This window comes from Herbaspirillum aquaticum, assembly GCF_002213425.1.
GTDB classification, from domain to species: Bacteria; Pseudomonadota; Gammaproteobacteria; order Burkholderiales; family Burkholderiaceae_D; genus Herbaspirillum; species Herbaspirillum aquaticum.
The window spans coordinates 109,088-134,012 of sequence record NZ_NJGV01000008.1 but is presented as its reverse complement, the minus strand read 5'-3'; the positions used below and the strand labels follow the sequence as shown (position 1 = coordinate 134,012).

The 24,925-nt window shown below is 63.3% G+C and carries 22 protein-coding genes; 9 read left to right on the top strand and 13 right to left on the bottom strand.

Translation table 11 applies throughout. The features are described from left to right. Window positions 1-91: 91 nt before the first annotated feature. The 4 genes from CEJ45_RS10630 to CEJ45_RS10615 all read right to left on the bottom strand — a co-directional run bounded on the left by CEJ45_RS10630 (window position 92) and on the right by CEJ45_RS10615 (window position 6,189). The gene (locus CEJ45_RS10630; protein ID WP_088755100.1) at window positions 92-358 is read right to left on the bottom strand and encodes a PAAR domain-containing protein; all 267 of its coding nucleotides are present in this window, start codon (window positions 356-358) and stop codon (window positions 92-94) included. Next, window positions 358-1,116 carry an esterase/lipase family protein gene (locus tag CEJ45_RS10625; RefSeq protein ID WP_141106991.1) on the bottom strand — a complete coding sequence of 253 codons (759 nt, stop codon included), beginning with the start codon at window positions 1,114-1,116 and terminating at the stop codon, window positions 358-360. The genes CEJ45_RS10630 and CEJ45_RS10625 overlap by 1 nt, the downstream gene beginning before the upstream one ends. 11 nt (window positions 1,117-1,127) lie before the next feature. Further along, complete coding sequence (locus CEJ45_RS10620; RefSeq protein WP_088755098.1) at window positions 1,128-3,773, bottom strand: type VI secretion system Vgr family protein; 2,646 nt, start codon at window positions 3,771-3,773, stop codon at window positions 1,128-1,130. Between the two features lie 343 nt (window positions 3,774-4,116). Further along, window positions 4,117-6,189, bottom strand: coding sequence for a UvrD-helicase domain-containing protein (locus tag CEJ45_RS10615; protein ID WP_088755097.1), 2,073 nt, complete (start codon window positions 6,187-6,189; stop codon window positions 4,117-4,119). 126 nt (window positions 6,190-6,315) lie between these two features. Between CEJ45_RS10615 and CEJ45_RS10610 the strand changes: the two genes are divergently transcribed. Beyond that, complete coding sequence (locus CEJ45_RS10610) at window positions 6,316-6,786, top strand: SRPBCC family protein (RefSeq protein WP_088755096.1); 471 nt, start codon at window positions 6,316-6,318, stop codon at window positions 6,784-6,786. A gap of 112 nt (window positions 6,787-6,898) precedes the next feature. Here CEJ45_RS10610 and CEJ45_RS10605 read toward each other — a convergent pair whose 3' ends face one another. Then, entirely contained in the window at window positions 6,899-7,948 is a 1,050-nt protein-coding gene (locus CEJ45_RS10605) for a YeiH family protein (protein WP_088755095.1), read from the bottom strand. Window positions 7,949-8,109: 161 nt separating this feature from the next. Here CEJ45_RS10605 and CEJ45_RS10600 point away from each other — a divergent pair, with 161 nt between their 5' ends. Then, window positions 8,110-9,012, top strand: a complete 903-nt coding sequence (locus tag CEJ45_RS10600; protein ID WP_088755094.1) for a LysR family transcriptional regulator — start codon at window positions 8,110-8,112, stop codon at window positions 9,010-9,012. Window positions 9,013-9,038: 26 nt separating this feature from the next. On the opposite strand, the gene CEJ45_RS10595 is transcribed toward CEJ45_RS10600, so the two are convergent. Then, a complete protein-coding gene (locus CEJ45_RS10595; RefSeq protein WP_088755093.1) occupies window positions 9,039-9,524 on the bottom strand; it encodes an asparaginase domain-containing protein in 486 nt (161 codons plus the stop codon). 207 nt (window positions 9,525-9,731) lie between these two features. Between CEJ45_RS10595 and CEJ45_RS10590 the strand changes: the two genes are divergently transcribed. After that, window positions 9,732-10,496 carry a hypothetical protein gene (locus CEJ45_RS10590; RefSeq protein ID WP_034330392.1) on the top strand — a complete coding sequence of 255 codons (765 nt, stop codon included), beginning with the start codon at window positions 9,732-9,734 and terminating at the stop codon, window positions 10,494-10,496. On the opposite strand, the gene CEJ45_RS10585 is transcribed toward CEJ45_RS10590, so the two are convergent. Beyond that, window positions 10,474-11,460: a D-2-hydroxyacid dehydrogenase family protein gene (locus CEJ45_RS10585; protein WP_088755092.1), complete on the bottom strand. Its 987-nt coding sequence runs from the start codon at window positions 11,458-11,460 to the stop codon at window positions 10,474-10,476. The genes CEJ45_RS10590 and CEJ45_RS10585 overlap by 23 nt on opposite strands. 125 nt (window positions 11,461-11,585) lie before the next feature. After that, on the bottom strand, window positions 11,586-12,593 hold the full coding sequence (locus CEJ45_RS10580) for a zinc-dependent alcohol dehydrogenase family protein (RefSeq protein WP_088755091.1): 1,008 nt from the start codon (window positions 12,591-12,593) through the stop codon (window positions 11,586-11,588). Between the two features lie 198 nt (window positions 12,594-12,791). On the opposite strand from CEJ45_RS10580, the gene CEJ45_RS10575 reads away from it, so the two are divergent. Next, entirely contained in the window at window positions 12,792-13,682 is an 891-nt protein-coding gene (locus CEJ45_RS10575; RefSeq protein WP_088755090.1) for a LysR family transcriptional regulator, read from the top strand. Between the two features lie 387 nt (window positions 13,683-14,069). Further along, on the top strand, window positions 14,070-15,938 hold the full coding sequence (locus CEJ45_RS10570; protein ID WP_088755089.1) for a phosphoenolpyruvate carboxykinase (GTP): 1,869 nt from the start codon (window positions 14,070-14,072) through the stop codon (window positions 15,936-15,938). Between the two features lie 90 nt (window positions 15,939-16,028). Here the strand turns inward: CEJ45_RS10570 and CEJ45_RS10565 are convergent, their stop codons facing one another. Next, a complete protein-coding gene (locus CEJ45_RS10565) occupies window positions 16,029-16,481 on the bottom strand; it encodes an acyl-CoA thioesterase (protein WP_088755198.1) in 453 nt (150 codons plus the stop codon). A gap of 357 nt (window positions 16,482-16,838) precedes the next feature. Here CEJ45_RS10565 and ahpC point away from each other — a divergent pair, with 357 nt between their 5' ends. Continuing rightward, entirely contained in the window at window positions 16,839-17,402 is a 564-nt protein-coding gene (gene ahpC / locus CEJ45_RS10560) for an alkyl hydroperoxide reductase subunit C (protein WP_008332872.1), read from the top strand. A 171-nt stretch (window positions 17,403-17,573) separates the two neighbouring features. Further along, window positions 17,574-19,175, top strand: coding sequence for an alkyl hydroperoxide reductase subunit F (gene ahpF, locus CEJ45_RS10555; protein WP_088755088.1), 1,602 nt, complete (start codon window positions 17,574-17,576; stop codon window positions 19,173-19,175). A 227-nt stretch (window positions 19,176-19,402) separates the two neighbouring features. On the opposite strand, the gene CEJ45_RS10550 is transcribed toward ahpF, so the two are convergent. The 4 genes from CEJ45_RS10550 to CEJ45_RS10535 form a co-directional block, all read right to left on the bottom strand. Then, complete coding sequence (locus CEJ45_RS10550; RefSeq protein WP_088755087.1) at window positions 19,403-20,557, bottom strand: D-alanyl-D-alanine carboxypeptidase family protein; 1,155 nt, start codon at window positions 20,555-20,557, stop codon at window positions 19,403-19,405. A gap of 285 nt (window positions 20,558-20,842) precedes the next feature. Next, window positions 20,843-21,505, bottom strand: coding sequence for an alpha/beta hydrolase (locus tag CEJ45_RS10545; RefSeq protein ID WP_088755086.1), 663 nt, complete (start codon window positions 21,503-21,505; stop codon window positions 20,843-20,845). 78 nt (window positions 21,506-21,583) lie between these two features. Further along, a complete protein-coding gene (locus CEJ45_RS10540; protein ID WP_088755085.1) occupies window positions 21,584-21,922 on the bottom strand; it encodes a (2Fe-2S) ferredoxin domain-containing protein in 339 nt (112 codons plus the stop codon). A 67-nt stretch (window positions 21,923-21,989) separates the two neighbouring features. Continuing rightward, a complete protein-coding gene (locus CEJ45_RS10535; RefSeq protein WP_088755084.1) occupies window positions 21,990-23,141 on the bottom strand; it encodes a VanZ family protein in 1,152 nt (383 codons plus the stop codon). Between the two features lie 111 nt (window positions 23,142-23,252). Here CEJ45_RS10535 and CEJ45_RS10530 point away from each other — a divergent pair, with 111 nt between their 5' ends. Beyond that, window positions 23,253-24,095, top strand: a complete 843-nt coding sequence (locus CEJ45_RS10530) for a biotin--[acetyl-CoA-carboxylase] ligase (protein WP_088755083.1) — start codon at window positions 23,253-23,255, stop codon at window positions 24,093-24,095. Then, a complete protein-coding gene (locus CEJ45_RS10525) occupies window positions 24,092-24,886 on the top strand; it encodes a type III pantothenate kinase (protein WP_088755082.1) in 795 nt (264 codons plus the stop codon). The genes CEJ45_RS10530 and CEJ45_RS10525 overlap by 4 nt, the downstream gene beginning before the upstream one ends. Window positions 24,887-24,925 lie beyond the last annotated feature (39 nt).

Genomic DNA, 24,925 nt, shown 5'->3' with positions numbered 1-24,925 from the left:
GGCAGGAAATGGCGCAAAGCGTGGTGTCTGTGCAATTCTCAGGGCCGATATGCGCAAATGTTGCCCTGCTCCGGACAGGTGGCGCTGTCTTTCAGCCATAGGAGGCCGTGGCCAGGCTGGAAATGAGGCTGCACCCGCAGGCCGCACGATGCCCTTGCAGGGCCACCATGCGATCACCGATCAGCCAGGTCGGCGCCCCCTCGATGATCGGATTGGTGCCGTGCCCTTCCCTGGGACAACTGACCAGGTCACCGACACGGGCAATGCCGATGCCGTGGAGGGTGTGGGAGGGAGAGGCGGAGATCACTTTGCCGCCATGGGAAGTGGAGTCGCCGAGACGGATGACGGGCAGGGGCATCAGTAGTTCTCTTGAAGGAGGGAAATGATGGGATCAGAATGCGCCGGGGCGTGTGCGTAGTGTGCGAATCCCCCCATGGAGTGCGTCACCAGAATCACTTTCTCGCAGCGCTTCTTCTCCTGCTTGTATCGCGTAATCACGGCATTGATCCTCTGCTTCAACTGCTCGGCGGATGCGTCATTGCTGTCCAGCCAGTTATAACCACAGGCATGCACCGGGAATCGATAGCGGTAGCTGAGGGCTACCTGTTCCTTCAGTAAAGCATCATCGCTCTTCATGGATCCCAATACCTTGTTGATCAGCAAATCGCGAGGGCCACCCTTGGTATTGACGAAATCGTTCAACGCGTTCTCGAGCCAAACCAGAAAGTCACCGTAGCTCATCGCGCCAACTTCACCCCAGCCGCGCCGCTTCAATTCTTCGTCGTGCTGGGCGGTTCCGTCGGGTCTTGCTCCATCGTCATCAACGACCATCTTTTGTGGAGCCAAATATTTCTTTCGCAGCGCCGCCCCGCGGGATAGCCAAGGCGACATGGAACGAACGCTATCCAGCCGCCAAGAAATGTCGCCTGCATTTCCTGTTCCCTTCAAATTGCTACCCATCACCCCCGGCACAAAAATCACCGGGATGATGCGATCCGGAATCATGTGGCAGACCGCACACGAGTCATCAGGACTACTGAGCGTGGACTTCCATTCAGGATTGCCCTTCTTGTCAAAGGTCGGAGTCAGCAAGCGTTCATTCTTGTTTTTGCTCATGATGGAGGTCGCTATTCAGGAAGGATGCGCAGGGAGGTGTTCTCGACGAACAGACTCTTCTGCAGGCCGGTCTTGCCTTGTGCGTCGGTAACACCACGTACTTTGGTGCCATCGCCGCGGACGATCTCAAAGCGCCGGTTCTTGACAGGGGATTGGTCATACGGCCACCGCAGTACGAACCCTTCGTCGAACGGCAGGGCCGCCGATGACTTGTTCATCTCGTAGGCCAGGGTTGTCGGACCCGGCATGGAATGGGTAGCGGCCTTGGCCTCCCAGGCTCCTGAGGTCCCTTGTGTGATTCCCGATGCGTTGAGCCGGATGAAGGAGCCTCCTGCCGTAATGAGCACTTCTTCTTTGGCGCGAATCTCCACCCGCCCGCTCGTCGACAGCAGTCGCGCCACCTTCTCGGCAATCAGGTCCAAATCATCGCTCTGCGCCTGCACCGCCACCTTGCCCTTTGCGGAGAACAGCTTGATCCCGGCCTTGAAGGCAAACAGGCTGATCTTCTCGCCCACGCTGGCCAGCAGGCTTTTGCCGGCAGCGATGCTGGTATCCGTTCCCGATGACAACGTGAGATCCGCACCAGCATGCGCATGTACGCCTTTGGGCGTAGTCAGGCCAATGCCATCCGGGGAGGCCGCCAGCAGAACGGCCTGCTTGAAACGATTGGCCTGCGCCTGCGACGGATCCTCGTAATCCCCCTGCGTAGCATCGATGAAATCGCGCAATGCTTCCTGTCCTGCCAAGGGTTCCGCACCAGCTTTCGCTGCGGTTTCCGACAGGGTCCTGCTGAGGGCCGCGCCGGATTTCAGCTGGCCGGTAGCCTCATTGGCATCGAGTTGCGCTCCCTGTGCGCCTGGCCGTCCATAGGTGCTGATGTACAAGCCCTTGTGCGTGACGATGGCGCCATAGGCATCGGTACTGAGCGCGAAGCCGCTGCCGAAGAAGGCGCCACGCTCATTGCCCGTCTGGCTGACCAGGTGGCCGAGATTCAATTGCGCATGGGTATTGGTGCTGTAGAGATGAATCTGGCTTTGCTCAGGGGTATCGTCCATCACCATCTGGTTGAACCCGGTGCCGCCGAACTCCTTGGATTTCACGCCCGAGAGCCGTCCGTCGGTATGCCACTGCGGACGCTGCTCCCCGTTGAACAAGCGACCGGTCACCACTGGCCGGTCAGGGTCGCCGTTGAGGAAGGACACGATGACTTCCTGCCCGATGCGCGGCACCTGGATGGCCCCCCAGGACTGGCCGGCATTGGGATAGCTCACCCGCACCCAGCAGGACGCCGCCTCGTTGCCGGGATTGATGCGGTCCCAGCGGAACTGGACCTTGATGCGATCGAGGTGATCGGTATAGACCTCCTCACTGGCCGGCCCCACGACGATGGCCGTCTGCGGCAGCATGAGCGGCCTGGCATGCGTGCGCGCAGCACGAAGCGGCAGCTTGCGGCGCTGTACCTCGAAGCGTTTGAAGCAATGGCCGGTGTGCTCGTTGTCCGTTTCATCGACCTGCCGTTCGCGCCGGATCGACTCCTTGAAGGCCATCAGTGTGCCTTTCAGGCTGCCCGGAAAATCCAGCGCCTGATGCGACAGGGGCAGGTTGTTCTCGATGAACCAGTCGATGGCGAGGATGACGAACTGGCGTTCCCTGTCGGGCTCGGTCCGGTACTGGGGATGTTCTTCCAGCCTGAACCAGCGCCCGCAGGCCAGATTGCGCACGCCCGAGACGGCTGCGTAGCGCTGCATGGCAGACTCCCATTGCTCAACTTGCAGATCGGCTTGGCGATTGCCGTCTTCCTGCAGCCTGAAACTGTAAGCGCCGGTGTATTCATACATCTCCAGCTGCGCGGGCAGGTGGCCGTATTCGGGCATCACCTGTTCTTCGGCCTCCTTCTGCATGCGAGGCGATTTGTAGTCGTCGCTACGGCCTCGCCATGTCTTGGAGGAAAGCGTGCGGCTGGCGCTCCAATGCAGGATCTTGTCGAGCTCATCGCGCGGACCGGCGCCGTGGAAGGCGATGCCTTGCCGGGGCAAGCCGGGCAGGTTCCAGGTATTGTCGGTGATGACCAGAACGTGGCCGCTGCCATCTTCCCGCTGCTCGTGATGGGCGAACCAGCCTTCTTCTTCCATCAGGCGCTGGACGAAATGCCAGTCGGTTTCGTACTGGGTGCAATAGGATCGCGGGACGTAAGTTCGTTCAAGGACAAAGCGGTAATGGCCGCGTGCTTGCGGATGGTTGTTGAAGACGTCAGCGAGAATGTCCTCGGTCCGCTTGTCCTGCCAGATCCGCGCGTCCTTGCGAAAGCGCAGGAAATGCAGCCACGAAGAGAACGAGAGCTGGCAGAAATCGATCTCGCCGTCACTGCCCAGGCGCTTTGCGGTATGCACGTAGCCGTGCCAGGGTAGGGTGTCGCCTTCATGCTGCCGGATCCATAGGGTGACTGGCTGCGCAATCAACTGCTCCAGCGCAATGCCGGTGTGCGTGGTCAGCAGATCGACGGTGACTTCGTAGCCGTCGTTAAGTCGCTCGGTGGCGATGAGCCGTTGTGGCAAGAGGACGTCTGGCCCGAGTGGAGAGTCCAGTTGGAGCAGCCGGCGATGCTGCGTGATGCGCGCGTGGGGGCGTGGTGAATGATTCGGCGAGGGGGAGGGCATGCGATGCGGCTTCCAGAGAGAATTCGCGCAGTCGGGACCATGCCAGTGAACAAACAGGAAAAAAACGCAGGACTTCTTGCGAAGCGCGCCTGCCCGGTTTGGAAGAGGACGTCCCGGATGCGGCCAATGCCCATGGACTCCTCGGTAGAGCAGAGGCCTCGGGCGACGAAGGCGACAGTCTCCGTTGCACGAGGCACTTTCTCAATGGAAGTAATTCGATTTTTTGCCAAATCATTTTGGCAGTTTTGATTTCCGGTCCACTCGTTGTGAGGCAATGACGGTCAAACGGATGGATGCAGCGGGGTAAGAGAAGCCGCCCTGTCAGTCCCCGATACGCCAGGTGCTAACTTTGCTCCGGCGTATTGCGCGGCTTCTGCAACAACGCCTTCAAATTGGCCAGCCGCGCCTGCGGCGTGATCTTCTCGCTCTCCTGCGGCACCGCTTCGCCTTCATCCAGGCGCATCTCCTTGACGAAGCGCGAGATCTGGCATTCGATCACTTCCTTGGCGCGCTTGCGGCGCTTGCACCAGGACAGGTGCAGCGAACGCTGCGCACGGGTGATGCCCACGTACATCAGGCGGCGCTCCTCTTCCACGCGCGCAGCAGCAGCCTCGGGCGGGGTGTCGGGGTCGCCCTTGTGCGGCAGGATGCCTTCCTCCACACCGACCAGGAACACGTGCGGAAACTCCAGTCCCTTGGAGGCATGCAGGGTCGACATGCGCACCGCATCCTGTTCTTCGTCGCGCCCTTCGAGCATGCTCATCAGCGCCACCATCTGCGTGATCTCCAGCAGGTTCTTTTCCTCGCCCTCGCCATCGCGCCCGCCACAGGCACGCTCCTTCAACCAGTTGATGAAGTCCACCACGTTCTGCCAGCGCGCCTGCGCCGCGCGTTCCTCGAAGCTGTCGTAGAGGTAGAACTCGTAGTTGATCGCCTCCATCATGTCGTCCAGCACCCGGCCGGCCTCTTCGCCGCTGCCCGACGGACCCGGCCGCGTGGCGCGCGATTCCAGCGCATTGATGAAGTCGCAGAACTTGCGCAGCGGCAGCAGCTGGCGGTCGGTCAGCTTGTCTTCCAGGCCGCCCTTGTAGACCGCCTCGAACAGCGAACACTGCCACTGCCCGGCCAGCGTGCCCAGCACTTCCAAGGTCGCCTGGCCGACGCCACGGCGCGGCGTGGTGACGGCGCGGATGAAAGCCGGGTCATCGTCCTGGTTGGCAATCAGGCGCAGGTAGGCAATGATGTCCTTGATCTCGGCACGGTCGAAGTAACTCTGCCCGCCCGACATCACGTAGGGGATGCGTTCGCGCCGCAAGGATTTTTCCAGGATGCGCGCCTGGTGGTTGCCGCGATAGAGAATCGCATAATCGGCAAACTTGGCGCGCCGCTCGAAGCGGTGCGCCGAGAGCGTGATGGCGATCTGGTCAGCTTCGGCTTCTTCGTCATCCATGGCCATGACGGTGATCGGGTCCCCCAGCCCGTGTTCGGACCACAGGGTCTTGTCGAACAGCTTGGGATTGTTGGAGATCACCGCGTTGGCCGCCTGCAGGATGCGCGTGCTGGAGCGATAGTTCTGTTCCAGCTTGATCAGGTGCAGGTTGGGGAAATCCACGCCCAACAGTTTCAGGTTCTCGATGGTCGCGCCGCGCCAGGCATAGATGGCCTGGTCATCGTCACCCACGGCGGTAAACATCGGCTTCTTGCCCACGCCGGTCACCAGCAGCTTGACCAGTTCGTACTGGCAGGTGTTGGTGTCCTGGTATTCGTCGATGAGCAGGTAGCGCAGCTTGCGCTGCCAGCGGTCGCGCACTTCCTCGTTGCTGCGGAACAGCTCCACCGGCAGGCGGATCAGGTCGTCGAAATCGACCGCCTGGTAAGCCTTGAGCGTGGCCACATAGCTGCGATAGATGCGCGCGGCCTGGGCTTCGTCTTCGGTGCGGGCATTCTTTTCGGCCAGATCGGGATCGACCAGGCCGTTCTTCCACAAGGAAATGGAATTCTGGATGCCGCGAATGATGGCCTTGTCGGTGGTGACCGCCAATTCTTGCACGAGGGAAAAACAATCGTCGCTGTCCATGATTGAAAAGCGGTCCTTCAGCCCCAGATGCTTGGACTCCTGCCGCAGGATCTTCACGCCCAGCGAATGGAAGGTCGAGACCGTGAGGTGCTTGGCCTGCTTGGGGTCCTTGAGCAGCTTCGCGATGCGCTCCTGCATTTCCAGCGCGGCCTTGTTGGTGAAGGTGAGCGCGGCGATGTTGCGCGATTCGTAGCCGCAATTCTCGATCAGGTGCGCGATCTTCTGCGTGATCACGCGGGTCTTGCCCGAACCGGCACCGGCCAGCACCAGGCAGGGCCCGGCCATGTAGTGGACGGCTTCGCTTTGCGGCTTGTTCAGGCCGAAGGAGGGTGCGGACATACGGAGGCGATCGGCGTGGGCAGGAGAAGAAACGAGGCGCCATTGTAGCAGCCCGCCCGACCGGCCCGGCGGCGCCTGTGGGACAATGCCCGCATTGCCGGCGGCAACAACAACACGAGAGCAACCATGAAATTCAACCATCTCATCCAGATCAACGATCCGACCAATCCGCTGATCGATTCCCTGACCCGCGAGCAGCTCTGGCGCGGCCTGGTCCTGCGGGCGGAGTCGCCGCGCCTGTTCATGCCGCACCTGGACGACTGCCGCCTCTCCGACAAAAGCCTGGACAGCGTGCGCCGCGAGTTGCGCTATGGCGAGCTGGTCATCATCGACAAGGTCACCTACCTGCCGCAGATCCAGGTGCTCTATGACGTGCCCGCGCAGGGCGAGATCCCGGCTTCGCGGATGAGCATGACCATCGAGGAACCACAGGCCGATGTCCTGTTCGTGCGTTTTGAATACGACGACGGCAAGCCCGAGGACGTCACCGGCGAAGAAGCCTTCTATGACAACTTCCGCCGCTCGGCCTACCAGGAAGCCGATATCGATACGGTGCGCATCATCCGTGAACTGACCCAGCGCGGTGAGCTGCATTGAAGAAACTGAACCAGGTTTGCCGTTGAGTCAGTTTTCCTGATGCAACAAATAAGGCGCGCTCCCTGCGGAGCGCGCCTTTTTGCTTGATGGGATCCGGTCAGGCTCAGGCCGCTCAGGCCAGCAAGCGTCCCAATGCGCCATTGACCAGGGCACCACCGATCACCAGCCAGGCAAACAGCACCGCACCGAGGATCATGGGCTTGATGCCCGCACTGCGCAGCGCCGAGAGGTGGGTCGACAAGCCCAGGGCCGCCATGGCCATGGCCAGCATCAGCGTATCGGCCTGCAGCACCAGCTGGTTGACGGCGGCCGGCAGCGGGAAGAAGGAGTTGAACACCACCACACCGATGAAGGCAAAGGCGAACCAGGGGATGGACAGCTTGCGGTGCTCGTGCTGGTGTCCGGTGACGGACGGCGCCGCCTTCATCGACAGCATCAGCAGGAAGGGCGCCAGCATCATCACGCGGACCATCTTGGTGATCACCGCCACGTCAGCCGTGTGCTGGTCGATGGAGCGCGCAGCGGCGAGTACCTGCGCCACTTCATGGACGGTGGAGCCGATATAGACGCCGAAGTCCGGCAGGCGCAGGCCCCACACCGGTTCGGCCTGCAACGTATAGAGCAGCGGATAGAGGAAGATCGCCAGCGAACCGAAGATGACCACGGTCGAGACCGCCACGGTGACCTGCTCGCTACGGGCGCGCAGTACCGGCTCGGTGGCCATGACGGCTGCCGCGCCGCAGATCGAGCTGCCGGCCCCGATCAGGAGCGCGGCATCGCGATCCAGCTTCAACAGCTTGGTACCGACCAGCCAGGCCAGCCCGAAGGTGGAGAGCAGCATGGCCGCATCGATCACCACACCGGCCATGCCGACGTGGGCGATGTCCTGGAAGGTGAGGCGGAATCCGTAGAGGATGATGCCCGCACGCAGCAGCGTCTGCTTGGAAAAGCGCACGCCCTCGCCGCAATACGCCCCCAGGCGCGGATAGACGGTGTTGCCGATCACGATGCCCAGCACGATGGCCACGGTAAGGGCCGAGAAACCGTGATTCTGCAGCCAGCCGATATTGCCCAGGCTCATGGCGGCCCAGGCGACGGCGCCTGACAGCGCCAGTCCGGCGGCGGCCGGCGGCAGGGAGGGAGTCTGGATGGCGGTACGCATGGGGCTCTCCATGTAAGGTGTGCTGTCGATGGAGTGCACTTTACGCGCCGGGCCTATAAAAGAAAAACGCGTTATTTTGCTAATATCTACCTGTTGAGCAGGTAGAGGCGTGGTGACGTTTTCTGCGCACCCCCATGTCAGAAATGCATAAAGGAGGATCGATGAGGATCACGCTGCGGCAATTGCAGATTTTCCTGGCCGTGGCCCAGTCGGGCTCGACCACGGCGGCAGCTGGCCTGGTGGCGCTGTCGCAGTCGGCGGCCAGCGCAGCGCTCAATGAACTGGAGAGCCTGCTGGGCGTGCAGTTGTTCGACCGTGTCGGCAAGCGGCTGGTGTTGAACGACAGCGGCCGCCTGCTGCTGCCGCAGGCGCGCCACATGCTGGATGCTGCCCAGACCATCGAGCGCCAGTTCAGCGATCCGGCCGCCGGCAGCGACCTGCACCTGGGTGCTTCCACCACCATTGGCAGCTATCTGCTGCCGGCGATGATCGCGGCCTACCGGCGCAGCCATGCAGGAGCGCGGGTGCGCGCGCTGGTCGCCAATACGGCCGACATCGTCGATGCGGTGGTCAATTTCGAAGTGGATGCCGGGCTCATCGAGGGGCCTTGCCATGCCGATGATGTGCATGTGGAACCGTGGATGACCGATGAACTAATCGTGGTGGCTGCACCCAAACACCCCATCGTCCGCGCGCGCCGCAAGATCACCCTGAAGATGCTGCGCGAGGCCGACTGGCTGCTGCGCGAGGCCGGGTCCGGCACGCGCGAGGCGGTCGAGCATGCGCTCATTCCCTACCTGCATCACCTGCCGTCGTCCTTCGAGTTCGGCAATTCGGAAGCCATCAAGCGCGCTACCGCCGAAGGCCTGGGCATCAGCTGCCTGTCACGCTCGGTGGTGGAAGATCTGATCGAATCGAAGAAGCTGGTCGAACTGGACACGCCCCTGCCGACCTTGCGCCGGCATTTCTATATGGTAATCAGCCGCCATCGCGCGCCTTCACCTGGCCTCTCGGCCCTGCTGTCGTTCTGCCGCGACTGGGCGCAGCGGCAGGCGCCGCGCTGAAGGACGGGGCCTGCCAGTAGCTGCGGTCAGATCGGCTCGAAGACGCCCGCGCTGCGGTTCTTGGCAACCTTGTTCCAGGCGAAGATGCGGCCGTTCATCGCCACATACACGCCCGGCGGCAACACCTGGGCCACGCCGCAGGCAAAGCCGAAGTTGAAGAAGGCGTCGGAGTTGGCGATCTCGTAGGGGATCATGGCGCCGGTCAGCACCACCGTCTTGTCGGTAAGCGCCTGCCCCAGCACCTGGGCGGTCTGCTGCATGGTGTCGGTGCCGTGGATGATGACGATGGCCTGTTGCGCCGAGGCCTGGCAGGCTTGCAGCACGCGCTGGCGGTCGCCGTCCTGCATCTCCAGCGAATCGAGCAGGCGCAGGGTTTCCAGGGAGACTTCGGTGGTGATGCGGGCGCGGGCGATGACGTCCGGCAGGTGGCTCTCGCCAAAGCCAAGCTGGCCTGCGATTTCGTCGTAATGCTTGTCGAAGGTGCCACCGGTGGCGATGATGCGCAGGCTCATGGGTTTCCTATCTTCCAACTGGTCAAAATATTCACATCGCGGGATAAGCAAGATGCGATCCCGGACGCCGCGTGCCAGCCGCTTCCCCCCGGATAGCCGCCGCAATGGCTGCTGGCAGGCGCTATCTTACACGCAGGTAGCTTCATTTTCGTGGGGAGACGGGCGGGGCCGGAGCGATTTTCCAAGGACATTTATAATGGACCGGATATGAAACCTCTGGCACCCGGCACCGTCATCTTCCACCGCCATCGCGGCTATGGCGTGATCGTGCTCGTCAACCTGATGACGGGCTGGATTTCTGCGCGCTTCGGCAGCGAGGTGCGCACCCTGGACCTGAACCTGTCGTCGGACGAAGTGCAGCATGCCGATGGCACGCCCATCCTGTTCCGTCGCGCCCCGCCGGACCGCATGCCGCATGCGCGCCTGATGGCCATGGTGCGCGAGCTGCATCGTGCCGGCTACCAGCGGCTCTACCTCTATAGCTGGCCCAAGCCGTCCGGACTGCACTGGCGCTGGCATCTCTTCAGCGGCCCGCGCAACTGGATCGAGCGGCCCTGGCGCGAAGGCTGGTATGGCTCGGGGGCCGATTACAACTTCAATCCGGTGATGGGCTGGGGTGATGGGCCCTCCTCGTCCCCCGAGGAACTGGCGCGCCTGCTGGCCCAGTTCGACCCGCAAGGACTGGCCCAGGCGCTGGGCGAGGACGAGGCCCACGCCAGCTGGTTCGAACTGGTCTGCGCCACGCTCCTGCCGGATTACGCCTTCAGCCTCGGCTGGCACAGCAACGGCAGCATCCCGGAACACCTGCCGGTGATCCCGATCCGGCGCAATGTCCCCGAATACGCCGGTCCGCCACTACCCTGGCCGCCGGGTTGGCGGCACCTGTGGAAGCGCGCCGGGGCCATGCCCCAGCTGACCTATGACCCGCCGGTCAGAACCATTCACCGCATCACCCCAGAGCCTCAGGATTGAGCACGTTCTTCGGCGTCCCGGCGGCGTAGTCGACGATGTTCTGGAAGGCCGCGCGGAAGTAAAGTTCATAGCCGTCTTTTTCCACATAGCCCAGGTGCGGCGCGGCCACCACGTTGTCCATCTTCAGCAGCGGTGAATCCACCGGCAGCGGCTCGCGCTCGAAGACATCCAGCGCGGCCAGCCCGGGGTGGCCGGCTTGCAGGGCCGCTTCCAGCGCATCGGCCTCGACCAGTTCGGCACGGCTGGTGTTGACGAAGCAGGCGGTCGGCTTCATGTGGGCCAGGTCGCTGGCCTTGACGATGCCGCGTGTGGCGTCGTTCAAGCGCAGGTGCAGGCTCAGCACGTCTGCCTGGGCGAAGAAATCCTCCTTGCTGGCGGCGGCCTGCAGGCCATCCTTGATGGCTTGTTCGCGGCTGGCCTCGCGTCCCCACACCACTACCTGCATGCCGAAGGCGCGGCCGTAGCCGGCCACCAGCTTGCCGATCTTGCCGTAGCCCCAGATGCCCAGGGTACGGCCCTTCAGGGCGGTGCCGATCAGGTTGTGATGCGGGGTGGGTGAGACCTGCTGCCAGGCGCCCGCGCGCAGGGCGCTGCAGTATTGCGGCACGCGGCGCATGGCGGCCATGATGAGGGCCCAGGTCAATTCGGCCGGTGCGGTGGGGTCGCCCACGCCTTCGACGATGGCGATGCCGCGCGCGGTGGCGGCGGCCACGTCCACATGGCCGCTGACCTTGCCGGTCTGGGAAATCAGTTTGAGCAGGGGGAGTTTTTCCAGCAGGGGCTGGGTGAGGGCGGTGCGTTCGCGGATGAGCACCACGGCGTCAAACGGCGCCAGCCGCGCGGCCAGCTGGCCGACGCCGCGCACGGTGTTGGTGAAGACCTTGACGTCGTGGCCGTCGAGCAGGCCGAAGCAGTCGAGGTGGCGCACGGCATCCTGGTAGTCGTCGAGGATGGCGATTTTCATGGGAAGTCTCCTGGCACTCTTGATGGGCGGTGTCCGGCCACCTGGGTGGCCGGCGTGGGCGTCCATCATAAAGCGATTGCCGGGATTCGGCACGGGCCGCGCTGCCGGGGCCGATTCCCCGCCATTCACCTGCCGATGTCGATGACCAGCTTGCCGCGCGCCTGCCCCTCGGCCAGCAGGGCGTGGGCCTGGTTGACCTGCTCCAGGGTGAAGCGGCGTTCGTCCATCAGGATGCGCAATTTCCCGGCATCGGCCAGGCGCGCGGCTTCGCGCATGATCTGGCCATGGCGTGCGCGGTCTTCGCCGGTCAGCAGGGGCAGCAGGGTGAAGACGCCCGAATAGGTGGCACCCCGGAAGGAGAGCGGCGCCAGCTTGTGCGCACCCCAGCCGAGGCAGCTGACGACGTGCCCGACATAGCGGCGGGCCGCGGCGAAGGAGGCGTCCAGGGTAGCGCCGCCGACGGTGTCATAGATGACGTCGAAGCCTTTGCCGTCGGTGTATTGCTGCACGTAGTCTTCCACCTGCAGGCTGCGGTAGTCGATGGCGGTGGCGCCCAGGCTCTCGATGAGGCCCTTCTGGTCGGCGCTGCCGGTGGCGTAGACCTCGGCACCCAGTGCACGGGCGATCTGCACCGCGATGTGGCCGACCCCGCCGGCGCCGCCATGCACCAGCACTTTCTGGCCGGGCTGTACGCGGGCGCGCTCGACCAGGCCTTCCCAGGCGGTGATGAAGACCAGCGGCAGGGCGGCGGCCTGGCGCATGTCCAGGCTGCGCGGCTTGTGGGCCAGCAGGTCGCCATCGACGGCGGCGAACTGGGCCAGCGAACCGGGCACGCCGCCGATGCCGCCGGTCATGCCATAGACCTCGTCACCGGCAACGAAACGGGTTTCGCCAGGCGCGACCGCCTCGACCACGCCGGCCAGGTCGATGCCGAGGATGGCCGGCAGGCGGGCCTGGGCGTGGGCGGCGTTGCCGGCCTGGATCTTGGCATCGAGCGGATTGACGCCGCTGGCGGCGATGCGCACCAGCACCTGGCCGGGGCGCAGCGTCGGTACCTCGATGGGGGCAATCGACAGCGGGGTGCCGAACCGGGGCAGCAGGGCGGCTTGCATGAGGGAAGGGGCGTTGGACATGATGACTCCTGATGATGGTCTGGGTGGTGAAAGCATCGCCTCACCGCAAGGCGGCAGGTCGATGCACGCAGTCTCCCGGTTTGCCTTGCGCCGAAAAAGCGGGCGGCGCCAAAGTCAGAATTGCGCATCGGCGAATAATCGGCAGGGCGCCATGCCCTAGAATCAGCGCACTGATATCGACAGCACAGGGAGAACACCATGGACCGACTGGATATGCTCAAGGTCTTTTGCACCGTGGTCGAGGCGGGGGCATTCAGCCGGGCGGCTGAAAAGCTCTCCATGTCCACGTCCTCGGTGACCAACCACGTCGCCGCACTGGAGGCGCATTTCAAGGTGCGCCTGCTCAATCGGACCACGCGCAGCATGTCGCTCACCGAAGAGGGGCGTCACTGCCATGAGCAGGCGCTGCGGCTGCTGGCCGACATGGGCGAGCTGGAGGCGGGTTTGCGGGCTTCCGATACGCGCCCGGCTGGCTTGCTGCGCGTCGACCTGCCCAGCGTCATCAGCCGGCGTTACGTGGCGCCGGCGCTGCCGCGCTTCCTGCGCCAATATCCCGAACTGGAACTGCGCGTGACCGTCAGCGACCGCATGGTCGACATGGTGGAAGAGGGATTGGACGTGGTGGTGCGCATCGGCACCCTGGCCGACTCCGGCATGGTGGCGCGCAAGCTGGCCGGTACCCGTTACCTGTGCTGCGCGGCACCGTCCTACCTGCAGCAGCACGGCTGGCCGCAGACGCCCGAGGCGCTGGACCAGTTCGCCTGCCTGGGTTTCATGAACCCGCGCACGCGCATGGTCAAGCCCTGGCGTTTTGGCCGTGACGGCGTGGAAAGCTCGCATATTCCAAAGGGCCTGCTGGCCATGGATCACGTGGAATCCATGGTGGCTGCGGCGCAGGCCGGCGGGGGCATCATCCAGCAGATGTCGGTGACCCTCGATCCAGCCTTGCAGGAGGGTAGCCTGGTGCCGGTACTGCCGGAATGGCAGGTGGCCGGTCCGGACATCGTGGCGCTTTACCAGCCGACACGCCGGGAGACAGCCAAGGTGAAAGTTTTTGTCGCATTTCTGCAGGAGATATTCACAACGTGAATGGCTCGTCGGCCGCAATGCCCCGCAAATCCAGTGTTTATGCGGTTTATCAAGGAATGGCTGTTATATGTCACGGTAATGAAAAAACAGATTTTTTTTGATTTGTAATTACCTACTACATAAGTCGGGTATTTTTCGCTACAAATTTGCGTAAATTCCGTTTTATCGGGGTACAATCGCTGCCACTTTCCTGCACTCTCGACTGTCGAAGAGTGAGCAAAACCCGCCGCCAGCAAGGAGGCGGGGTGGGTAGCCGGGCTCCTGGAGACGGCTGCCACCGACAAGACCGCCGTACTGCTGACTGGCGTGTTCATTCCGCCGGATCCGTGCAACGACGATCCTGCCGTGCCAACCGAATTCATCAACTTGTGGCATTGGAGGTAGCATATGAACCAACCCCTCATGGCAGGCATTCCCGCAGTCAATGCGCCCGCCTACGTCAAACACCAGAAACTGATCAACTGGGTCGCCGAAATCGCTGCGCTGACCAAGCCGGCTCGCATTTACTGGTGCGATGGTTCGCAGGAAGAATACGATCGCCTGTGCGCTGAAATGGTTGCCGCCGGCACCATGAAGAAGCTCAACGAAGCCAAGCGTCCCAACAGCTACCTGGCCTGTTCCGATCCGTCGGACGTGGCCCGCGTGGAAGACCGCACCTTCATCTGCTCGCAGAACAAGGAAGACGCCGGCCCGACCAACAACTGGACCGATCCGGCCGAGATGCGCCAGACCCTGAACGGTCTCTTCGACGGTTGCATGGCCGGCCGCACCTTGTACGTGGTGCCGTTCTCGATGGGTCCGCTGGGTTCGCCCATCGCCCACATTGGCGTGGAATTGTCCGACTCTCCCTATGTGGCCGTGAACATGCGCATCATGACCCGCATGGGCAAAGCCGTGTATGACGTGCTGGGCAGCGATGGCGAGTTCGTGCCTTGCGTGCACACCGTGGGCGCACCGCTGGCAGCTGGCCAGAAGGATGTGGCCTGGCCGTGCAATGCCACCAAATACATCGTCCACTATCCGGAAACCCGCGAGATCTGGTCCTACGGTTCGGGCTACGGCGGCAATGCGCTCTTGGGCAAGAAGTGCTTCGCTTTGCGCATCGCCTCCACCATGGGCCGCGCCCAGGGCTGGCTGGCCGAGCACATGCTGATCCTGGGTGTGGAATCCCCGGAAGGCAAGAAGCACTACGTGGCCGCCGCTTTCCCCTCGGCTTGCGGCAAGACCAACTTCGCCATGCTGATCCCGCCCAAGGCCTTCGGCGGCTGGAAGGTCACCACCATCGGTGACGACATCGCCTGGATCAAGCCGGGTGCCGATGGCCGCCTGTATGCCATCAACCCGGAAGCCGGCTATTTCGGCGTGGCCCCGGGCACCAACGAAAAGAGCAACTACAACTGCATGGCCTCGGTCTCGGCCAACACCATCTTCACCAACGTGGCGCTGACCGATGACGGCGACGTGTGGTGGGAAGGCATGACCAAGGAGGCCCCGGCGCACCTGATCGACTGGCAGGGCAAGGACTGGACCCCGGAAATCGGCAAGGAAACCGGCCGCAAGGCAGCGCATCCGAACGCCCGCTTCACCGTCGCAGCCACCCAGAACCCGGTGATCGATCCGGCCTGGGACGATCCGGCCGGCGTGCCGATCTCGGCCTTCATCTTCGGTGGCCGCCGTTCCACCACCGTGCCGCTGGTGACCGAAGCCCGCAACTGGGTCGAAGGCGTCTACATGGCCGCGACCATGGGTTCGGAAACCACCGCTGCGGCTGTCGGCCAGCAGGGCGTGGTGCGCCGCGATCCGTTCGCCATGCTGCCGTTTGCCGGCTACAACATGAGCGAATACTTCCAGCACTGGCTGGACATCGGCAAGAAGATCGCCGCCTCGCCTGCCGAGCTGCCCAAGATCTACTGCGTGAACTGGTTCCGTACCGATGCCGATGGCAAGTTCGTCTGGCCCGGTTTCGGCGACAACATGCGCGTGCTGAAGTGGATGCTGGACCGCATCGAGGATCCGCAGGGCGTCAAGACCGGCGGTGTCGAGCATCTGTTCGGCCTCACCCCGCGCTTCGATGACCTGCAATGGGAAGGCCTGGACTTCAGCGCCGAACAATTCGCCACCATCACCTCCATCGACAAGGCCGCCTGGGCCAAGGAACTGGAGCTGCATGCCGAACTGTTCGACAAGCTCAAGCACAAGCTGCCGGTCGAACTGCAGGGCGTGAAGGACAAGCTGGAGAAGAAGCTGGCAGCCTAAGCTGACCGGTTCGGAGAAGACAGGAAGCGCCTGCCGCAGTGATGCGGCGGGCGTTTTCTTTTTGCGTGGCGGATCTGGCGGACGGGTTTTTCAGCCAGGCATCAGCAAGGTCAGCGGCATCAGCGCCGCCCGCAATGCCTCCGGCAACGCCACCGGCCTGCGGCTGCCACGATCCACGTACACATGCACGAAATGGCCTTGCGCAGCGGCAGTCTCCTCCCCCGCCTTGAAGATGGCCAGCTCGTAACGCACGCTGCTGCGGCCCAGATGCGCCACCCGAATGCCCACTTCGATCAAGTCCGGAAAGGCGACGGAAGCGAAATAGTTGCACTGCGTTTCAATGACCAGCCCGATCACTTCCCCTCGCTCGATATCCAGCACGCCCCGCTGCACCAGGTAATGGTTCACGGCGGTATCGAACCAGCTGTAGTAGATGACATTGTTGACGTGGCCATAGACGTCGTTGTCCATCCAGCGTGTCGCAATGGCGTGAAAATGCTGGAAATCGGCGCGGTGGCCAGGTTGGGGACGGTGCTCGCTCATCGGTTCATCAGGGTCGGGATTGGTCAGCTTGTGCGCCTGCACAAGAACGGCGTGCTTGCAGTAACATTGCTCCCACTTCCGCTCGCACCTGCTCATGGCGCGGCCGGGAGTGTTTCATCTTAAGCGATCACGGCCAGAGATTGGCCAGTGCCGTGCTTGCATCGGCGCAGGCCGACGCCATGTATTTTCGGTGATCGCCCTCGTTTTGCGCTCGCCGGCACTGCCGATAGCCAGATCCTCAAGACTGATAGTTAAATCCAATCAAAAGTATTGATTAAATAAAATTGATCTATTTTGTTTGGCGTTCTACTATTCAACCCATCGCTTCACTCAACCCCCTTTAAAAGGAAATCGACAATGTCCCTGATCAACACCACTATCAAGCCGTTCAAGGCAACCGCTTACCACGATGGCAAGTTCGTCGACATCACCGAAGCCACCCTGAAGGGCAAGTGGTCCGTGTTCGTGTTCTACCCGGCCGACTTCACTTTCGTGTGCCCGACCGAGCTGGAAGATCTGGCCGACAACTACGCTGAATTCAAGAAGCTGGGCGTTGAAATCTACGGCGTGTCCACCGACACCCACTTCGCTCACAAGGCATGGCACGACACCTCGGAAGCCATCAAGAAGGTCCAGTACCCGCTGGTGGGCGACCCGACCGCCACCCTGGCACGCAACTTCGAAGTGCTGATCGAAGAAGAAGGCCTGGCACTGCGCGGCACCTTCGTGATCAATCCGGAAGGCGAAATCAAGGTCATGGAAGTGCATGACAACGGCATCGGCCGTGACGCTTCGGAACTGCTGCGCAAGGTCAAGGCCGCCCAGTACGTGGCATCGCACCCGGGTGAAGTCTGCCCCGCCAAGTGGGAAGAAGGCGCTGCCACCCTGAAGCCTTCGCTGGATCTGGTCGGCAAGATCTAAGCAACATCCCGCCGTATCGCGCCAGCCAAGCGCTGTTCTCCGGCTGGCGCCGCACTGAATATCCCGCAGTATCCGTCCTGACCCGCTCCCCCCGGGCAAGCGGCCGACCCCCACAAGGGCGAGGCCGTGGTCAGGGCGACCCTAGAATCTCTCAACGAGGAAGTAATCATCATGCTTGATGCCAATCTCAAGACCCAATTGAAGGCCTATCTGGAAAAGGTCAGCCACCCGATCGAGATCGTCGCGTCGCTCGATGATGGCGCCAAGTCCCGTGAGATGCAGGAACTCCTGCAAGACATCGTGCTGCTTTCGGACCGCATCAAGCTGGTCGAGCAACGCGGTGCCGATGCCCAGGGACGTACCCCGTCCTTCAAACTGAACCGCCCCGGGACCGATATCAGCGTCGAATTCGCCGCGATCCCCATGGGCCACGAATTTACCTCCCTGGTGCTGGCGCTGCTGCAAGTCGGCGGGCACCCGGTCAAGCTCGACGACAAGGTCATCGAGCAGATCAAGAACCTGGACGGCGACTATCGCTTCGAGACCTACGTCTCGCTGACCTGCCAGAACTGCCCGGAAGTCGTGCAGGCGCTCAACGTGATGTCCATCATCAATCCGCGCATCCAGTCGGTGACCATTGACGGCGCGCTGTTCCAGGGTGAAGTCGAGCAACGCCAGATCATGGCCGTGCCGACCGTCTACATGAACGGTGAAGTCTTCGGTCAGGGCCGTACCGGCGTGGAAGAGATCCTCGCCAAGCTCGACACCGGTGCCGCTGCCCGCAAGGGTGAAGAACTGAGCGCCAAGGAGCCGTATGACGTGCTCATCGTCGGCGGTGGCCCCGCCGGTGCAGCCGCTGCCATCTATGCAGCGCGCAAGGGCATCCGTACCGGCGTGGTGGCCGAGCGTTTCGGCGGCCAGGTGCTCGATACGCTGGCCATCGAAAACTTCATCTCGGTGCAGGAAACCGAAGGCCCGCAATTCGCCACCGCGCTGGAACAGCACGTGAAGGCCTATGACGTCGACATCATGAACGTACAGCGTGCCGAAGCCCTGGTGCCGGGCGACAAGCTGATCGAAGTGAAGCTGGCCAATGGCGGCGTGTTGAAGGGCAAGACCGTGATCCTGTCCACCGGTGCCCGCTGGCGCAACGTCAACGTGCCGGGCGAGCAGGAATACAAGAACAAGGGCGTGGCCTATTGCCCGCACTGCGATGGTCCGCTGTTCAAGGGCAAGCGCGTGTCGGTGATCGGTGGCGGCAACTCGGGCGTGGAAGCGGCCATCGACCTGGCCGGTATCGTCGCCCATGTGACCCTGATTGAGTTCGCAGCCGAACTGAAGGCTGATGCGGTGCTGGTGCGCAAGCTCAAGAGCCTGCCCAACGTGACCATCGTAACCTCGGCACAGACTACCGAGATCACCGGCGACGGCCAGCGCGTCAACGGCATCAGCTACAAGGAACGCGACACCGGTGAGGTCAAGCACGTGGCGCTGGAAGGCGTGTTCGTCCAGATCGGCCTGGTGCCCAATACCGAATGGCTCAAGGGAACCCTGGCCTTGTCCAAGCACGGCGAGATCGAGATCGACGCCAAGGGCCAGACCTCGATTCCTGGCGTCTTCGCGGCCGGCGACGTGACCACGGTGCCGTACAAGCAGATCGTCATCGCCGTGGGCGCAGGGGCTACCGCTGCTCTGTCGGCTTTCGATCACCTCATCCGTTCGTCGGCGGATGATGTGGCACCGGCTGTGGCCAAGGAAGCGGTTGCGGCCTGATTGATTCCGGCCAGCCAGTAAGGCAGTAAAAGAAACGCCACCGGTTCGCCGGTGGCGTTTTTGTTTCTGGCCTGGGGTATGTGATCCGATGCATCCAAGGGTTTGCGGATACGTATCGGTATGCAATGCGTGGTCTTGGCAGCGCAGATGAAAAAACGCCATCGGCTGACCGATGGCGTTTTCTTGACTTGCTCATCTGCCGCCGTGGCGGCGGAACTGCCTGATGATTACTTGAACATCAAACGCAGCGAGTCCCAGGCGCGGCCGATGAAGCCTGCCGGGCCCACCGATTCCAGTGCGATCACCGGCAGTTCGGCCACGGTCTTGTCATCGATGGTCACCTTCAGGGTACCGACCTTGGCGTTTTCCGAGATCGGGGCGATCAGCGGATCATTGCGTTCCAGCTTGGTCTTGACCTTGTCAGCGCTGCCCTTGGGGATGGTGATGTAGACATCGTTCTTGAAGCCGACCTTGATCTTGCCCTGCGAACCCTTCCACACGTCAGGCGTATCCACGGCCTGGCCCTTGGCGTACAGCTTCACGGCGTCGAAGTTCTGGAAGCCCCAGTTCAGCAGCTTCTGGCTTTCCTGGGTGCGGACCTGGTCGGACACGGTACCGATCACCACCGAGATCAGGCGACGCTCGCCGTTGGGCACCGGGCGATGGGCCGAGGTGATCAGCGAATAGCCGGCGCTGGAGGTGTGGCCGGTCTTCATGCCGTCGACCGTCGGATCCAGCCACAGCAGGCGGTTGCGGTTGGGTTGGGTGATGTTGTTGTAGGTGAACTTCTTGACCGAGTAAAAGCGCTTGTAATAGTCGGGGAAGTCGTTGATCAGGTTGCGGCACAGGATCGACAGGTCGCGCGCGGTCGTGTAGGTGTCGGCGCTGGGCAGGCCATGCGGATTGCTGAAGTGGGTGTTGGTCAGCCCCTGGCGCTGCGCTTCGCGGTTCATCAGCTGCACGAAGGCATCTTCGGTGCCGGAGACCGCTTCGGCCACGGCCACGGCGGCATCATTGCCGGACACCGAGATCAGGCCGTACAACAGGTTGTCGATCGAGACCGGCTTGTTGGGCTCGATGAACATCTTGGAGCTGCTCGGATCGACCTTCCAGGCGTTGACCGAAACGCTGACTTCCTGCTCCAGGCTCAGGCGCTTGTCGCGCAGGGCGGCGAAGGCCAGGTAGGCGGTCATCAGCTTGGTCAGGGAGGCCGGCTCCACGCGGGTATCGGGGTCGGCTGAGGCGATGACCTGGTTGGCCGAGGCATCGAGCAGCAGCCAGCTCTTGGCCGCCACGGTCGGCGGCGGCAGGCTTTGGGCGGAGGCGGTCAGGGCGGAAAGGGAAAGGACGGTTGCGGCGAATGCCGCGAGAAGCTTTTTCATCGGTGCCTAAGAAAAATTGCCAGCACGGGGGAACATCGTAGCTGTTGGTTTGAAAAGAGGGTGAGGCAGGACGGATCAGTCTGGTCAATCGATGCGAACAACCGCAATGGCGCGCTGCGCCGGTCTGGCTGGCCGCACTGAATTATAAAACGTCATGTGGCATCGTTCCCAATTGAATGGATCTTCATCCCCGAAAATCCCCTCACGATACCGGCATGCACCCTGGTCCTGGCCTCGTACAGCGCCGCCATGCTTCCGGATGAACACCGGTCGTGCCGGAAATCTTCAGGCCTGAAGCTGCGCCGGGCGGCGATGCCAGCTTTCGACCACGACGTTCTTGATATGTTGCAGCTTGCGGTGAAAAAAGTGATCCGAGCCCGGAATCACCACCACCGGCAGCTCCTGCGGGCGCGCCCAGTCCAGCACGGCGGACAGGGGAATGGTCTCGTCCTGCTCGCCGTGGATCAGGATGGTATTGGCCGGGGCTGGCGGCATGGGCCACTTGCCGGCGGCCGTGCCGACCAGCACCAGGCGCTCGGCAGCCGAGGCGGCGTCCTGTTGCAGCAGGCGCTGCTGCAATTGCGCCTGCACGAAGGTGCCGAAGGAGAATCCGCCCAAGGCCAGCGGCAGCTCCGGATACTGCGCGCGCATGTGCTGCAGCAGCAGGGCCATGTCGTCGGTCTCGCCGGCGCCGTGGTCATGCACGCCTTCGGACTTGCCCACGCCGCGGAAATTCATGCGTACCGCCACGTAGCCCAGCGCCAGGAAGGTGCGGGCCAGGGTTTGTGCGACCTTGTTGTCCATCGTGCCGCCATACAGCGGATGCGGATGGGCCACCAGGGCCAGGCCCACGGGAGCGGCAAACTGCTCGGGATCGGGCAGGTCCAGCGCGCATTCGAGCTGGCCGACGGCGCCGGCGATCTGGAAGTGTTGGGTATGTACGTTCATGGCTTGCGGGGAAACGGATGAGGGGAGGCTTGCTGCGCCCGGCATTGCGGGCGGCAGCTTGATCAAACTTTCATATCGTCAGATTTTCAGGCGATCCACGACCTTGCCGCCGACGATGTGGCTGTCGATGATCTCGTCGATGTCTTCATTGTCGACGTAGGTGTACCAGGTGCCTTGCGGGTAGATCACCACCACCGGGCCTTCTTCGCAGCGCTCCAGGCAGCCGGCCTTGTTGATGCGGACCTTGCCGGGCGCGGACAGGCCCAGTTGCTTGATGCGCTTCTTGGCGTGCTCCTGCGCGGCCTGCGCGCCCTTGTCGGCACAGCAGGTACGCTCGCCCGGCTTGCGCTGGTTCAGGCAGAAGAAGACGTGATGTTCGTAATAGGGTTGTTCTTGCGCTTGCTCTTGATCGCTCATGGAAGGCCCTGTGGAGAGTGACGGCAGTGCCGGCGCAGGCCGGCAAAGCGTCAATGATACACCTCGCTCAGCCCGGCCTGCGGTGCACCGGGTGCAACAGGAACCAGATCGCCAGGAAGGGCCACAGTACCGACAGGAACTGCGCGGCACCGTCGAAGTTGAGGAATTTGCCCTGTACCCAGGTTTCCAGGGTGGAGAGATAGTAGGGGTTGGCCGGCACCGCATTGGTCACCACCAGGCTCAGGATCAAGGCCAGTGCCGCCACCCGCCGCTGCGCCGTGGGCGGGGCCCAGGCCAGGCCGACGATCATCAGGGTGCCCAGCATGATGCCGCCCACCGCACTGGGCGAGATCCAGACGAAGGCGTTTTGCGGTGCGAAGAACAGGGCGCAGGCCAGTGACTTGGTCGCAATGCAGGCCAGCAGGTAGAGCGTCACCAGTCGCCGGCGCGGGGCCTGGCGACGCATCAGCAGCAGCACCAGCAGGGCCGCGCCGGTCAGGCCGCAGGCGGTGACGATGACGTCGGCCAGCCAATATTGTTCGGCGCTGGGTTGCGCGCTGTTGAGCCAGGTGGTGGCCAGGTCGATGGGGGTGTCGAACAGGTCGGAAAAGAACGCCGACAGCGGCGGCACCAGATGTCCCAGGCCGAACAGGTGATTCTGGGGATAGATCAGCGCCAGCGGCCACAGCCACGCCACCACCAGCCCGCGTCCGGCCGCGCCTGAGAACCAGCGCCGGCGCAGCATCAGGAGGCGGCTATCCTGCAGGAAGGTACGGCTGCAGGCCGCACCCAGCAAGGCTCCCAGGGCCACGCCCAGCGAATTGGTCAGCAGGTCGAGATTGGAGGGCACGCGCGTGGGCAGGTAGGTCTGCACCGCCTCCATGCAGGCCGACAGCAGCACACCGGCCAGCGTGGCCGGCCATACCGCCCACCAGGGGCGCAGGCGCGGATGCAGGGCCAGCACCAGCAGCAGGCCCAGCGGCACGTAGCCGGCGACGTTGGTCCAGACGTCGAACACGGTCCAGTAGTAAGGCAGGCGCGCGCCCAGGTAATCGAAGGGCTTGAGCCCCATGTCGCGCCAGCCGGAGAAGGGATACCAGCTGGCGTAGACGATCAGCAGCGTATAGACCAGCAGGCTCACGCGCGCGAACGACGAGGCTGCCGGCGCACTGGCCGGGGTAGCGGGAGGCTCGGAGCGGGAATCGGGTGGCACGGGCATGGGCCAGAGGGTAACCGATTTCGGGCCAGGCGGCGCCGGCTGGCTGCCGTCTTTACCATTGCAGCGTGCCAGGCACCCCGCGCAGGCGCGCTCTGCCGTTACAATGCGCGCATGACACTGACCTTTCCCATGCCTGCCGAGCCTGAATCGGCGCCGCTGGTGCGTCTCGAGCGCATCGGCATGCTCCTGGCCGGATCCGATCCCCAGGGCCAGCAACGCATCGATGTCGAAGCCGTGGCCGAGACCGGTTCCACCAATGTCGACCTGATGCAGCGCCTGTCGTCCCTGCAGCGCCCGTTGCTGCTGGTGGCTGACCGCCAGACCGCCGGCCGTGGCCGCGCCGGCCGTCCCTGGCGCGCCGCCCCGGAAGATTCCCTGACCTTTTCGCTGGCCTGGCGCCTGCAGCGTCCCATGCATGCGCTGCTGGGCTTGCCGCTGGCCGTGGGCGTGGCGCTGGCCGAGGCGCTGGAAGTGTTCGGCATCCGGCCGCAACTGAAGTGGCCCAATGACGTTTTGCGCGACGGCGCCAAGCTGGCGGGGATTCTCATCGAGACCGCCGCCGATGGCCGCCAAGGGGATGGCACCTGGGCCGTGATCGGCATCGGACTGAACCTGGCGGTCCCGCCGGGGCTGGAAGATGAACTGCAGCGCGCCGTCGGTGCCGCGCCAGAATTGCAGAAGGCGCCGCGCGAAACCGTGCTGGCCATCATCGCCAGCGCGCTGGCAGGGGTATTGGAAGAGTTCGAGGCGCGCGGGTTCGGGGCCTTCGTCAAGCGCTGGGAAGCCTTCCACGCCTATGCGGGGCAGGCCGTCAAGATCGTCGAGAATGGCCGCGTGCTGCAGGAAGGCACCGCGGTGGGCGTGGACATGATGGGCCGATTCCTGATGGACACCGAGGGCGGACAGGTCGAGATCCTGGCCGGGGATGTCTCCTTGCGCTTGCAAGACGCATGAGGCTCCTGGTCGACGCCGGCAATACCCGCATCAAGTGGGCGGTCGTGGCCGATGCGGATCGGAGTACGCTGCCGCGCTGGCAGCAGCAAGGCGCAGTGGAACGTGCCCAGGTGGAGGCGCTGGCCCAGGACTGGAGCGGACTGGCCAGCCAGGCTGCTGCTGATGAAGCGCTGCAGGTTTGCGTCTCCAACGTCGCCGGCCCGGCCCTGCGCGAGAGCCTGCAGGCCCTCTTCCACGATGTCTTCGGGCCGCGCGTGATCGTCGAATGGTTCGCTTCCACTGCCGAGCGGGCCGGCGTGCGCAATGGCTATCGCCATCCCGGCCAGCTGGGCTGCGACCGCTTTGCTGCGGCCATCGCTGCGCGGGCGCTGTTTCCGGATCAGGAACTGCTGGTGGCCACCTGCGGCACGGCCACCACCATCGATGTGGTCAGCGCCGACGGCTGCTTCGAGGGCGGCATGATCCTGCCGGGCTTCGGCACCATGGCCACTTCGCTGGCCTTGAATACGGCCCAGTTGCCCCGCATCGATGGCGCTGCGCCGCCCGAACGGATGTTTGCGGACAATACCGTCGATGCCATCGTCGCCGGCTGCATCGCGGCCCAGGTCGGCGCCATCGAGCATGCGCTGGCCGAACGGCGGCGCCTGCGTCCGCACGCTCAACTGCGCTGCCTGCTGGCCGGAGGTGCCGGGTTGCTGCTGGCGCCCTACCTCGCAGCGGGCGAGACGCCGCTGGAAAAAGTGGATAATCTGGTGCTCATAGGCCTTCATATGGCCACCATGCGGGTATGAACCATGGACGCTGAGCGCTTGTCCATGCAGACAAGCAAA

Bases quoted from the DNA above. Each gene is read 5' to 3' on its own strand.
- CEJ45_RS10630 (WP_088755100.1), bottom strand. From the start codon at position 358: ATGCCCCTGCCCGTCATCCGTCTCGGCGACTCCACTTCCCATGGCGGC.
- CEJ45_RS10625 (WP_141106991.1), bottom strand. From the start codon at position 1,116: ATGAGCAAAAACAAGAATGAACGCTTGCTGACTCCGACCTTTGACAAG.
- CEJ45_RS10620 (WP_088755098.1), bottom strand. From the start codon at position 3,773: ATGCCCTCCCCCTCGCCGAATCATTCACCACGCCCCCACGCGCGCATC.
- CEJ45_RS10615 (WP_088755097.1), bottom strand. From the start codon at position 6,189: ATGTCCGCACCCTCCTTCGGCCTGAACAAGCCGCAAAGCGAAGCCGTC.
- CEJ45_RS10610 (WP_088755096.1), top strand. From the start codon at position 6,316: ATGAAATTCAACCATCTCATCCAGATCAACGATCCGACCAATCCGCTG.
- CEJ45_RS10605 (WP_088755095.1), bottom strand. From the start codon at position 7,948: ATGCGTACCGCCATCCAGACTCCCTCCCTGCCGCCGGCCGCCGCCGGA.
- CEJ45_RS10600 (WP_088755094.1), top strand. From the start codon at position 8,110: ATGAGGATCACGCTGCGGCAATTGCAGATTTTCCTGGCCGTGGCCCAG.
- CEJ45_RS10595 (WP_088755093.1), bottom strand. From the start codon at position 9,524: ATGAGCCTGCGCATCATCGCCACCGGTGGCACCTTCGACAAGCATTAC.
- CEJ45_RS10590 (WP_034330392.1), top strand. From the start codon at position 9,732: ATGAAACCTCTGGCACCCGGCACCGTCATCTTCCACCGCCATCGCGGC.
- CEJ45_RS10585 (WP_088755092.1), bottom strand. From the start codon at position 11,460: ATGAAAATCGCCATCCTCGACGACTACCAGGATGCCGTGCGCCACCTC.
- CEJ45_RS10580 (WP_088755091.1), bottom strand. From the start codon at position 12,593: ATGTCCAACGCCCCTTCCCTCATGCAAGCCGCCCTGCTGCCCCGGTTC.
- CEJ45_RS10575 (WP_088755090.1), top strand. From the start codon at position 12,792: ATGGACCGACTGGATATGCTCAAGGTCTTTTGCACCGTGGTCGAGGCG.
- CEJ45_RS10570 (WP_088755089.1), top strand. From the start codon at position 14,070: ATGAACCAACCCCTCATGGCAGGCATTCCCGCAGTCAATGCGCCCGCC.
- CEJ45_RS10565 (WP_088755198.1), bottom strand. From the start codon at position 16,481: ATGAGCGAGCACCGTCCCCAACCTGGCCACCGCGCCGATTTCCAGCAT.
- ahpC (WP_008332872.1), top strand. From the start codon at position 16,839: ATGTCCCTGATCAACACCACTATCAAGCCGTTCAAGGCAACCGCTTAC.
- ahpF (WP_088755088.1), top strand. From the start codon at position 17,574: ATGCTTGATGCCAATCTCAAGACCCAATTGAAGGCCTATCTGGAAAAG.
- CEJ45_RS10550 (WP_088755087.1), bottom strand. From the start codon at position 20,557: ATGAAAAAGCTTCTCGCGGCATTCGCCGCAACCGTCCTTTCCCTTTCC.
- CEJ45_RS10545 (WP_088755086.1), bottom strand. From the start codon at position 21,505: ATGAACGTACATACCCAACACTTCCAGATCGCCGGCGCCGTCGGCCAG.
- CEJ45_RS10540 (WP_088755085.1), bottom strand. From the start codon at position 21,922: ATGAGCGATCAAGAGCAAGCGCAAGAACAACCCTATTACGAACATCAC.
- CEJ45_RS10535 (WP_088755084.1), bottom strand. From the start codon at position 23,141: ATGCCCGTGCCACCCGATTCCCGCTCCGAGCCTCCCGCTACCCCGGCC.
- CEJ45_RS10530 (WP_088755083.1), top strand. From the start codon at position 23,253: ATGACACTGACCTTTCCCATGCCTGCCGAGCCTGAATCGGCGCCGCTG.
- CEJ45_RS10525 (WP_088755082.1), top strand. From the start codon at position 24,092: ATGAGGCTCCTGGTCGACGCCGGCAATACCCGCATCAAGTGGGCGGTC.